This window comes from Tepidibacter hydrothermalis (genome assembly GCF_029542625.1).
In the GTDB taxonomy this organism is placed as follows: Bacteria; Bacillota; Clostridia; order Peptostreptococcales; family Peptostreptococcaceae; genus Tepidibacter_A; species Tepidibacter_A hydrothermalis.
Window position 1 is genome coordinate 2,159,510 of record NZ_CP120733.1, and the last position, 11,298, is coordinate 2,170,807.

The 11,298-nt window shown below is 23.5% G+C and carries 11 protein-coding genes; 2 read left to right on the forward strand and 9 right to left on the reverse strand.

Annotated elements, in window-relative coordinates; translation table 11 throughout:
• Positions 1-14: 14 nt before the first annotated feature.
• Positions 15-1,169, reverse strand: coding sequence for a hypothetical protein (locus P4S50_RS10120; protein ID WP_277730665.1), 1,155 nt, complete (start codon positions 1,167-1,169; stop codon positions 15-17).
• 325 nt (positions 1,170-1,494) lie between these two features.
• Between P4S50_RS10120 and P4S50_RS10125 the strand changes: the two genes are divergently transcribed.
• Positions 1,495-2,361 (forward strand): hypothetical protein, encoded by an 867-nt coding sequence (locus P4S50_RS10125; RefSeq protein WP_277730666.1) that lies wholly within the window; start codon positions 1,495-1,497, stop codon positions 2,359-2,361.
• A 212-nt stretch (positions 2,362-2,573) separates the two neighbouring features.
• Here the strand turns inward: P4S50_RS10125 and P4S50_RS10130 are convergent, their stop codons facing one another.
• The 3 genes from P4S50_RS10130 to P4S50_RS10140 all read right to left on the reverse strand — a co-directional run bounded on the left by P4S50_RS10130 (position 2,574) and on the right by P4S50_RS10140 (position 6,804).
• Positions 2,574-3,956, reverse strand: coding sequence for a HEPN domain-containing protein (locus P4S50_RS10130; RefSeq protein WP_277730667.1), 1,383 nt, complete (start codon positions 3,954-3,956; stop codon positions 2,574-2,576).
• Between the two features lie 308 nt (positions 3,957-4,264).
• The gene (locus P4S50_RS10135; protein ID WP_277730668.1) at positions 4,265-4,645 is read right to left on the reverse strand and encodes a hypothetical protein; all 381 of its coding nucleotides are present in this window, start codon (positions 4,643-4,645) and stop codon (positions 4,265-4,267) included.
• Between the two features lie 176 nt (positions 4,646-4,821).
• Positions 4,822-6,804, reverse strand: coding sequence for an ATP-binding protein (locus tag P4S50_RS10140; RefSeq protein ID WP_277730669.1), 1,983 nt, complete (start codon positions 6,802-6,804; stop codon positions 4,822-4,824).
• Between the two features lie 234 nt (positions 6,805-7,038).
• Here P4S50_RS10140 and P4S50_RS10145 point away from each other — a divergent pair, with 234 nt between their 5' ends.
• Positions 7,039-7,545 carry a hypothetical protein gene (locus P4S50_RS10145; protein WP_277730670.1) on the forward strand — a complete coding sequence of 169 codons (507 nt, stop codon included), beginning with the start codon at positions 7,039-7,041 and terminating at the stop codon, positions 7,543-7,545.
• A gap of 435 nt (positions 7,546-7,980) precedes the next feature.
• Here P4S50_RS10145 and P4S50_RS10150 read toward each other — a convergent pair whose 3' ends face one another.
• From P4S50_RS10150 to P4S50_RS10170, 5 genes are all read right to left on the reverse strand, one after another.
• Positions 7,981-8,556 carry a hypothetical protein gene (locus tag P4S50_RS10150; protein ID WP_277730671.1) on the reverse strand — a complete coding sequence of 192 codons (576 nt, stop codon included), beginning with the start codon at positions 8,554-8,556 and terminating at the stop codon, positions 7,981-7,983.
• Between the two features lie 146 nt (positions 8,557-8,702).
• Positions 8,703-8,948 (reverse strand): hypothetical protein, encoded by a 246-nt coding sequence (locus P4S50_RS10155; protein ID WP_277730672.1) that lies wholly within the window; start codon positions 8,946-8,948, stop codon positions 8,703-8,705.
• A 162-nt stretch (positions 8,949-9,110) separates the two neighbouring features.
• A complete protein-coding gene (locus P4S50_RS10160; protein WP_277730673.1) occupies positions 9,111-9,932 on the reverse strand; it encodes a hypothetical protein in 822 nt (273 codons plus the stop codon).
• Positions 9,933-10,291: 359 nt separating this feature from the next.
• Positions 10,292-11,014 (reverse strand): hypothetical protein, encoded by a 723-nt coding sequence (locus tag P4S50_RS10165; RefSeq protein WP_277730674.1) that lies wholly within the window; start codon positions 11,012-11,014, stop codon positions 10,292-10,294.
• A gap of 59 nt (positions 11,015-11,073) precedes the next feature.
• On the reverse strand, positions 11,074-11,259 hold the full coding sequence (locus P4S50_RS10170) for a hypothetical protein (protein ID WP_277730676.1): 186 nt from the start codon (positions 11,257-11,259) through the stop codon (positions 11,074-11,076).
• Positions 11,260-11,298 lie beyond the last annotated feature (39 nt).

Below are 11,298 nucleotides of genomic sequence, written 5' to 3' on the forward strand. Positions count from 1 at the left end.
AATTATTTCTCCTTTTATACAAAATCAAGATAACATTCATTAAATAGTAATAGAATTGAATTTTTTATAACATCATCAGAATCAAAAGAATATGAAAAATCTTGCTTTCTATCATTTATATAGATTTTAGATTTTTCATAAAGCAAATTAATAACTTCATTTATTTTTTCTCTTGAATATTCTATTTCATTAGCATCTAATTCATACATTACTTCATCACATATTTCAAAAATACGATACAAAAAAGTAGAGGATCTCTTTGGTATAACTCTACTGTGATCAGATTTAGCACGTGTAATATTTCTTTTTAAAATATTAAAATATCTTTTATCATCTATATTACAAACATTCAATATTTTAGATTCTAAGTTTTTAGAATTTATTTTTTCTAAATTTGAGAATTCAGCAGATGCATCATCAAAAACTTTATAATTATTTTCCTTTAAGTCCCTAAAAGCATATTTTAAATCCCTATAATCAATATAATTTTTTAAAGAATTTTTACCTAAAGCTTTCATTTCAATTTTTTGTACTAGATAATCAAAGATAAATTTTTCTTTTCCACTAAATTCACAATTATAGCATGAAAGTTCTTTCATAAGTGCAATAGTATCTTGCTCAATTCGATCCAACGAACTCACTCCAAAATTCCAATCAATTCTTTCTAAAAAGTTTATGATATACTTTTCATTTTTATCAGGATTTTTTGGGTCAATTATTCTTCCTATTACTTTTAATATTATATCTTTATAATCCTGAAAATTCTTATTAGATAATATTTCTAAAAAGCAAGTTTTATTATCTCTAATAGATTTTGCTTCTTCTTTAGTTATAATATCGCTTTTGTTTTCATTTTTAAAGCTCGCACATGTGTAAAATTCAAAAAAAGCGGTTTTATCATCAATGAATCTTAGATATTGATTGAAAAAATGCCTTATTGCCTTTTTAACTTCATCGGAATTTATTGAGAAATCACTAGTATAATATTTAGCCTGACCAGTATAATTTGTATCATTGTCAAAGTCAATTATTGAATCATCATCAAATCGCTCAATTGCATAGTACACAGAAGATTCTTCATCTATAACACATCTTTTAACTAAGCTTCTAATAACTTTATAACTTTGAAATTTGATTCCTTTAATATTTACAGTAGTACTTGAATCCATCTTATGTAACTCTCCTTAAACTCTATGTAAATAAATCATATCACATCCACTAATTTACAAAAGCATTTTAAATTTTTTAATTCTAAATTCTATAAATAAAAAATTATCGTTATTTCTAAACTTATTTACCTTAAATATATTAACCATTTTTGTACTTTATGAGTATATTTTACCATATTTTACTCTAATATTAAATATTTTGTATAAATATGTAATAAAACTCGGTAATAAATTTTAAATTGAAAATAATTCGATGGTAGTGTAAAATTTTGTTAATACAAGTTAGTTAATTGAGTAAGATAAGATTATAGACTGGAGGATACTTATGTTATATAATAACAAGAATTTTAAAAAATTATCATTGCTACTTCTTCCTATACTACTTTCCATAATACAAACTTTTTTTATGATTGACGCAAAAATTCAAGATAAAAGGAATTTAGAAGCTAAACTAATATCAAATACTTTAATGATAAATCCAGAAATTCAAAACAAAGAAGAAAACTTAAAGTTATTAATAAATAACGAAGAAGTTGATAATCTTTCGATAATGCAATTACAAATTATTAACTCAGGCAAACAACCTCTCATGACAAAAGATTTTGAAGAGCCAATACGAATTGAATTGGATAATATAAAAAAAATATTGTCTGCAAAAGTAATTACTTCACACCCCTCAAATATTGATTTTAACCTAGTAATCAAATCTAATTATATAGAAATTGAAAAAGGATTGATAAATGAAGGTGATAACTTTACTATAGAAATTAGAAGCATACCTAAATTAAATTTAAAACCAGATATTCAAAATATCTCAGCTAGAATAGCAAGAATCGAAAAGATTAACTATACAAAATCTTTAACTGAAGATTCTTCTGAACTTGTTTCAAGTATTAATAAAAATCTTAATATAGCTATTACTACAAATATGATTATTATAATTAGTTTTTTATTAGCATTTTTTAAATATGAAAGATCATTTAAAGAAACAAAAACTCTAATGGATAAAAAGCTTTATGAACTACAATGTATAAGTCAAGATGAAAGCCGAAAAATATTTAGAGATTTAATAATAAAAAATTACAAAGATGATTACCAAGAACTAATTGATAAAATTGATAAATTACCACAATTACCTTCTAATAAAATAGAATTAGATGAATTGGCTGTCTATATCAAAGAAAATGAATAAAAATCTAACTCATAAACTTTTTTTATAATAAGATATACCCATGTTTATATAGTTTTCCTTCTATTAGTATTTTTGAGAGTATGTAAAAATAAACCCTTCTGATTTTATTCAGAAGGGTTTTGAACTTTGTATGGTATAGATTATGGAAGTCTATATGAGAAAACCTTGGTAAAATCATACCGTTAGCTTGAAGATTCTTTTTGTCCATATCACTATAATATTTTTGATAAACTTTTTTTTGGTCTATTGCTAGACAAAGCTTTTATTTTACTATCTATTTCTTGAATTGAATGATATTTATTCAACTTTATTAAAAGCAAAATATTTGACCTTATAATATTCTCAGCTTTATTTATCAATCTAATATTTTCATCATTTATTATGATTTCTTCTTTACCGTGAACAACTTTGCCTCTCATATCATAAAACCTAAAAATCACATCCTTTGTATTTCTAAATTCAGTTAGATTATTGTAATGATACAAAACCGCAGATTTTTCTCTTAATGCTTTTGATATTCCCCCACGCTCTGTTATAATAGAATATTCAAGGGCAAGTGCTAACTCTACTACCCTATCATTTATATTATTTTCTACTTTAGCCTTCATAAGTCTTTTTTTAGCAGTATTTATGCAATTCTCATTTTTGATATTACTATGTTTTCCATAAAAATACTCATAATTTTCTTCAATATTTTTCTTAACATTTCCATCTAGCTTAAACATATAATTATTTCTATTACCTACAGAATTCATATCTCTATAAAAGTGCATAATTCTTGAAGTCCTAATTATAGACCAATCATTACTTACTCTAAGTATTTTACCTTTTTCTATATTCCCATCTCCGGACATTGCTATTAATTCAAAAGCCTTATTAATCGATTTTTTTTCTTCTTGATTGAATTCATTCATCCAGTTGTTTTTATCAATAGTTCTTTTTATTTCTATATAGTATTCTCCTTCGTACATCTCATCGCAAAGATCCATTTCAGAATTATAATGATAACAAAACATATCAGCTATTTTTTTTGTAGCCTTTTTTATATAAATATCCCCAACATTAAATTCTTCTAGTGTTCCTTCTACTCCATATAAATTTACAAAAATACTATATTCTATGTTTTGATTTTCTAGTATTATTTTAAGTTCATTAAATACTATTTCAAAATACTTATCATCCATTTTGTAAGTAAATTGTTCTATTTCAAGTGCTCTTAAAAAAAAACTTGCTATTAAATTATATATAATTGATGGTTGTTTACGGTTATTAAAGCTATATTCAAAATCTTTATCACTAAAACAATAAACCTCACTTTCAATTAGCTTTTCAAACAAATTTTCTAATAAACTTTTATTCTGAAAATTATATATTTCAAAAACTATTAGGTTCTGTAGCAATTTTAAATCTATGTAGCAATTACCTTTTGATTTTATGTTATGACTTGAATATCTACCTCCACTAATTTCTATTGGTATTGAAATTTCTTTATATACCCTATTACTATTTTGATAAATTCTATTTTTCAGAGATTCTAAATGATACTTTTTAAAATCATAGAACATTTTTTTGTATAAACTTTTAATAATATCCATATCCTTTTCCCTTCTTTTATATTTAGTATAATACCTACTCTATTCACAGTATAATATTTTTCCCGTATTATCACATAAATTCAAACCTTACATTATATAACTCTAAGACTAAGTTCTTTTTGATATACAATCACCTTCTATTCACATGTATATTTTACCATAGTTTCATATTTATTGTATATTTGTGCAATATAAAACAGTAGCTTTGGTTGGCTACTGTTTTTGGTTATACTAGATATTTTATTTACATAATTTCACCATTATTTTTCTTCATTCTAGCATTAATATTTACCCTAAATATTATAATCCTAATCTTGACACTTCCTAGCCATATCTAATTGCTCAGAACGTTTATACTGATTTTCTAATAATTCAAACATAGATATAACTTCTTTATGAGAAATATGATGAAAATCACATTCTTCATTATAATAACAAGATACTACTTTATGTATAGCTATTTGGCATTTTGAATATGTTTTTTTTATATCATCTGTCTGATATCTACATAAATCAAAATCTCTATTTTCATAGTGTTTTAAAATATTTTCAAGAGCTCCAATACTGCGTTGAACATCCTCAATAGTTTTAATTGTTGCATAATAGGAGTTTCCTAAATTATTTTGATACTTCTTCGTTGGATAATTGAACTTTTCAGTAACCTCAATTATAAGTTTGTTATTGTACATTATTACACCTCCATATATTTTTATAGTCTATACAATTACTCTAAACTGTTGAATGATTATCTTTGGTATTTAACCGATCATTTGTTTAGGAGTACATTATACCATAATATGGAATCCGAAACTTAATGCACTTACTAAGTTTAATTTAAACTTCAAATTATATTCTTTGATATAAATTACTCACTTAATACCTTTTTCATATTTTCATAGTCTGAAAAAAAATCATGTGTTCCTGTAAAAAATTTTTCTAACATAAATAATCGTTTAAACAAATCATCTTTATCGTTAGATTCTTCCAAAATATACATAAATTGTTGAAGATTAAAAAAATGAACATTTTCATATATACTCCATATATTATCATATGAAGAGTTTAATTTTATTAATTCTTGATATTGATGATTTAATTTTTGAATATTTTTATTTAACATTTCTATAGTTGTTTTGTATTCTTCCACTTCACTATTTACTATTGTATTTGTTAAACCTACCAATATTTGCCTAGATATAGTGTAAGAATTAATACAATTATAATCTTGTAGTACTAAACTAACTCTTTTTATTTTCCTATTATTTAATTTTATTTTTTTTATAATCTTACGATTCTTTTTTCCTCGTTTATCATATAAACAAATCTCTTTATCTTTCAACAGATTTAATTGATGTTTTCCTGATTGAATTTGAGAATCTATTAAACTTTTATTTATATCATTCATGAAATTAATATCTATTCCTTGCAAAGCTTTATTTGTTAAAAATTTCTTTTTGATTTCTATAAATACTATGTAATTATTATTTTCTAATATGAGATCACATTCTTCTTGTGTTTTATAATATCCACTATAAAAATCTATGTCTTTTTTCGCTAATAATTTTTTTATAAAATCTTCAAATTTAGTTCCTAATTCATAATCAAAATTAGATATTCTCTCTCTCATTAAATTACATATTATTTCAAAAAAAGAAAATGAAGCCATATGTTTATCTATTAATAGATAGCCTTTCTTAGTTTTTATAATAGGTGTTTGATGAAAATTCTTAATTCCATTTGGAATAAAAAAATCTTTATTAACTTTATTTTCTTTAATCGATAATATATCTATTATAGATAAAACTTCCTTTCTGTTTACCTTTAATCTATTACTAATTTTATCTATATTTAAATACTTTAAATGATTATCTACTTCCAACACTAATTTTATAAATGATATTATAGTATCAAATTTATAATTTAGTATATTTTCATTCCATAAATCTCTTAATATTCCATCAACAATTTCTAAAATATATTTACAATTATATTGTCTAAATTTAATTATATTATCAAACAAAATATTTTTTTGTATAAATTCTCCTAATTCTTCTTTTTTTACGAACATATCTTTAAAATAATTAACATTTTGAATCCTTAGGGTAAATACATATTCTGAAGATAACTCTAATATATCCAAAAAATCTTTTTCAATTATTTCATGTGAAAAATTTTTTGCATTTAAATGTTTTACTGCTACATTTATTAAATATCCTATTGGTTCTTGTATTTTTATATTTTTTTCTGATAAATCTGGCCTCCTTCTATTAATCATATACATATCTAATCCTTTGTTAAAACACCTATCTTTTAGAAATTTTATTATATACCTTAAAACATGTAATCCCCCTAAAGCTTTTATTTTATTATCAATTTCTATTCCTACTTTCAAATAATATTCTTCTGTCAACATTGGATATTCTTTTTTAAATTCGTACTCATATCCTCTTGATTTCAAGTATTTTATAGATTTAACAAGTCTTAAATCCAATCTATCTTCATGTGAATTTATTGTTTGCTCTTCAAGATCGATTTCATCTAATACTTTAAATATAATCATTTTCCAAGTATATTCCTTCGATATATCTACTATAAATTGTTCAATTTCTACATTTAATAATATACAATTTAAGATTTCATAATATTTATGTGTGTTAGTTTTTTTTAAATTAAATTCATAATAAAATCTTTTTTTCAACTTTTCTAATTTATTTTTTCCCATATCTTCACTACTTAATAGTAATTCTTTAATATTCTTATTTATAGTCATATTTTTATATGTTTCAAAATTATATTCTACTTCTTTTAAATAAGTTATAAATATTTTTTTTATATACTCTATTGTCATAAAATAATCATCTCCAAACTTAAATAATATTACTTGTAAAGTAATATTTATTGAATTTCATGTTTATATATTTAGATTTTCTAAACCCTACATTATCAGTTGTATTTTATCACAACATATCTTGTTATTGAACATTTTTCATAAATATGTAATAAAAGAAGGAATATGTATATTTCTTTAGAACTATATTATTTATTAGTACCTAATTAAAATTTTAGATTTGAGGGATTAAATATGTTAGATAGTATGTGTGTAAGAAAAGATTATAAGTTGCCTAATCATTTAAGAGGAAGAAGTATACATAGTAAAGTTATACCTACAGTATGTAACTTGAAAAATATGTTAAATAAATTAGTAAAAGTTAATGGAGACTTTTCTCAATTGAAACAATGGGAAAAAAGAAGTTATAAAGCATATAACATAGATGAAATTAAAAGTGAAATACTTAGTTCTTGTGATTCTGAATGGGTAGAAATAATCAGAAAGCATATCTTAAGCAAGAGACCATCTGACTTTGGAGCAAGCTGTATAGATATTTATTTAGTAGCCTATGTAGTTCATACCCATGGCGTTGGTAAGGATACATTTTTTAAGTATATACTAGATAATAATATATCTGATAAAGAAGGGTCCGCTCAGGCAATTTGGCAGGTAGGAAAAGGTGACGGTGTTTATTTAGGAATATTAAATAATGATGGATCTGTTAAAGATCGGAGCTTTATTGAAAAGTGGATAGGTTAAAAATTTATAAGAGTATGTAAATAACCCCTTTTGATCTAATTCAAAAGGGGCTGAGCTTTGTATATTGTTGATAATATTCAATTAATTATTCTATTTATCTAGAATCTAGATTTCATAAAATAAATGTTTTTAAATAAGAAAAACAATTCTAAATAAACAAGTTTTTCATATGTATATTATGTTTGTTTAGGGTACAGTCTATACGCATACTTTATATAACCAAATCTAATCAAACATTTATACCTATCTCATCCGCTATTCTCTCATTAGTTAAGTCCTTTTCTAATAACAATTTTATGGCTCTAATTTTATGTTTATATAACATTATTTTCACCTTTTTCCATTGTTACTACTATATTTTTACTATTACATTCTTCATAGCATATTACACTAAAAAAGACACCCATTTAAGATGTCTATATTTTAATATATTTTTTATATTTTAAAATTTTTATAATAACCTCCTATGCAATTTATTAACTCTTCTATAGAAAAATATTTATTATTATTTGCTTGACCTAAACAATAATATTCCTCATAGTAATATGTATACTTCTCTATATCAATATTATTTTCAATATATTGAATGTTTCTTTTTAAATTATTGATAATTTGTTCATATTCAATAATTATTTTTTCTATCACTTCATTTTCTGTTGTAAAAATACCATTTTCATTTAAACTTATAACTCTATTACCTACTTTGAAGTGATTATTAAATGTAGAAAATTCATCAAGGCAAATATTAAAACTCTCAGAAACTTCTAAATTTCTAAATGAAAACAGCATACTCCAATCATCTATACGTATTCTTTTATTATGTGCTTTATCAAGATAAAAAAAGTGGTTATCATATTTGTAATATATATCATTATCATCTAAATATTTTTTAATATCTCTGTGCATAATTTCAACATTTATTTGTTCTATTAAATAATTATTTCTTTCACTTAATAATTCAAATTCATTGTTCATTTTTTTTATTTTATCAATTAAGCATCCCGAAGCCATACTATAACCTCCCAATGTTATATATAATCTAATAGTATTTGTCATTACCAATATATAACATTTTATGCAAAATTACAATACCGCCTAATCCACAGTACTTACTTTATTTCTTTATTTGCATTTATACTTAACCTTCTTCATATATGCTAATCTTCCCCTCTTGTATCTAATTGATTGACAATTACACCTCCGATATTTATCAATTCAATCTTATTAATAGTGCTTCTATGACTATCTAAAAAACATTTATAAATAACCTTACTATTATTTATTTTATATTCTAAAATACTCATAACGTCAAATTTACATCGTTTTAATATAGTTCTATTATATTTTTCAAAACTATCTAATCCTACAAAACTATATTCAGTTGTACATTTATATTTCTTCAAAATTATCACTATTCCATATTCCAGCATTATTAGTAGGGGTATGTGTACGCTATAATCTATTTATTATAAGTTAATACACGTTTTTCTGATATTAACTAGAATATTTCTTTTAATCTACATTCTAAATTATATATTGTATTCAATTTCTTTTACATAATAAGGTCAATTATTATTCAATAATTGAGTTTCAACATCATCTGCAATATTAATCTCTTTAATCTCCCATTTAGAATCATTGTTAGTTTTCCATATTACACATTTTTTCGCTATTAAAGTTACAACCCATACCGTTAAATCTTTAAAATCTGTCTTTAAAAAAGATTTAGGTTGAGTTATCCTAGTTATCGCATACCAAGCTGGATAATTATTAGGATCAATATATACAAAAAAATGTTTTTCTTTAATTCCTGCATTTAGTTTATTTCTATTATCTTCTTTTTCAAGTTCTTTTTTTACTGCTTCTGTTACATTATTTTCATCTAGCCAAGTTCCATCACCTGGCAAAGTAATATATATACAGCCTTTATCTCTAAAACCTATACATGTTGCTGATTCAATATTTAATTCATAACATATTTTCTTTATTGTATTATTAATATCTGGAGTGTATTTGTATATATCTAAACCATTAAATCTTTGTATTCCTTCTTTTTCAAGTAAATATAAATAGTTATCAATTTCTTCTTTAATTCTTTTAATGTTTGCAGATTTACCAGGATCTATTATCCAACAGTATTTTCTTTCTCTTTTTCTTTCAATTACTGGATTTTTCTTTATAACCTCAATAGTTTCTTTTAAATCTTGATTCACTGAAGTCGTAACTTCAACAGGAATTTTATACTCATTATTTGACAATATTAACTCAAAATCAGCTTCTCCATTAGATTGTAGTTCATTAAATTTGATTTCATAATTATTCATTTGAGTTTTCATAATATAATAAGCCAATCTTTCAGAAAAGTTCATATTTTTACTAAACTCCATTTTCGTATCCCCCTAAAACATATATAGTAATATAAATTTAGTATATATTAAGACACAATCCAAAGAAATTGTTTACTTTACATCTTTTTATACAACTTACCTCTAGATATTTCTAACTATTCCTTTAATTTTTATTCTTCTCTTCCACACTCAAATCAAACCGAGCTTTTGAATTCCAACAATGATTTTTATGTATATAACTTGGATTTGTTTCCAGATATATTTTACCATAATATAACATAATTTCATACTTCCTGTATATTTACGTAAGAAAAGACAGTAGTTTTGGTTGGCTACTGTTTTGGTTGTTTGTGTTTATATAATTTTCTATATTTAGTCTTTTCTAAAACCATTTCAAATCAATCCTCTTTGATTGTAATTTCGAAATTTTTTAACAAATTTGGAAATTGATTTTTAGGTTTCTCTTTAGACTTTGCAATTGTGCTATAGTTATACTGCGGAAAATAAGTAAATAAAGTGACTAATAACTCGAAAACTATCACTCTAGCTGTAAATGATGCTATACTATTTGCATTAAATACATTATTCCCATTAAAATGTCCAAAAAGTTCCATTGAATTTTCTCTAGTTAATTTAAAATAATCTTCTTTTAATTTCTGATCTACATGAGCTCCACCATCTTTATTTGATAATGCTAAAATAATATCTTTTCGTGAAAATTTATCTCCCTTAAAAAAATCACTAGTTGTTGAAATTACAATTTCATTCCACCAATCATCAAAACATTTCTTAGGAGTGGTTGGTCCTATGTACATTCTAGGAACAAATCCAATATGAGAAGGATTCATCGATATATCTAGTAAACAATATTGACCTGCTATATTTTTAGGGTTGTAAATTTCAGATGAGTCAAAAAAAAGCATGTTCTCCTTTTTATCTAATAGTTGAAGTAATGACGTACTATTTTTAGTATCATGCAATAAAACTCTTATCGTAGTAGCAATTCTTTTTGATTCTGCGATTTTCCCTTCATCAAATAATTTCGCTGATGATTCTAAAAATTCAATTTGCTCTTCTAAATGTTCTAGTAATTCATTCCGTGACAATTTTATATTACTCATTTTTATCCTCCATCCATTATAATAACTTTTAATAAACTTGATATTTATTTGTTAGTAGTTTAATATTTTGTACCACCTGGAACAGATTCATCTTTACACCATCTAATAAAATTACGTGAATATAATAAATAAGTTTTTGAAATATTTGGTGCAATAATACTTTTTTGTTCTAAATTAGAGATTTCTTTTTCGTATTCATCGAATATCCTTTCTATTTCAGCTATTGTATCTTTATTAGTTTTCATTAGCTGTACCCCCTTCTAGATAATTTATATAGGTATATT

Coding starts and splice junctions, on each gene's coding strand:
- P4S50_RS10125 (WP_277730666.1), top strand. CDS start 1,495: ATGTTATATAATAACAAGAATTTTAAAAAATTATCATTGCTACTTCTT.
- P4S50_RS10135 (WP_277730668.1), bottom strand. CDS start 4,645: ATGTACAATAACAAACTTATAATTGAGGTTACTGAAAAGTTCAATTAT.
- P4S50_RS10145 (WP_277730670.1), top strand. CDS start 7,039: ATGTTAGATAGTATGTGTGTAAGAAAAGATTATAAGTTGCCTAATCAT.
- P4S50_RS10150 (WP_277730671.1), bottom strand. CDS start 8,556: ATGGCTTCGGGATGCTTAATTGATAAAATAAAAAAAATGAACAATGAA.
- P4S50_RS10170 (WP_277730676.1), bottom strand. CDS start 11,259: ATGAAAACTAATAAAGATACAATAGCTGAAATAGAAAGGATATTCGAT.
- P4S50_RS10120 (WP_277730665.1), bottom strand. CDS start 1,169: ATGGATTCAAGTACTACTGTAAATATTAAAGGAATCAAATTTCAAAGT.
- P4S50_RS10165 (WP_277730674.1), bottom strand. CDS start 11,014: ATGAGTAATATAAAATTGTCACGGAATGAATTACTAGAACATTTAGAA.
- P4S50_RS10140 (WP_277730669.1), bottom strand. CDS start 6,804: ATGACAATAGAGTATATAAAAAAAATATTTATAACTTATTTAAAAGAA.
- P4S50_RS10160 (WP_277730673.1), bottom strand. CDS start 9,932: ATGGAGTTTAGTAAAAATATGAACTTTTCTGAAAGATTGGCTTATTAT.
- P4S50_RS10130 (WP_277730667.1), bottom strand. CDS start 3,956: ATGGATATTATTAAAAGTTTATACAAAAAAATGTTCTATGATTTTAAA.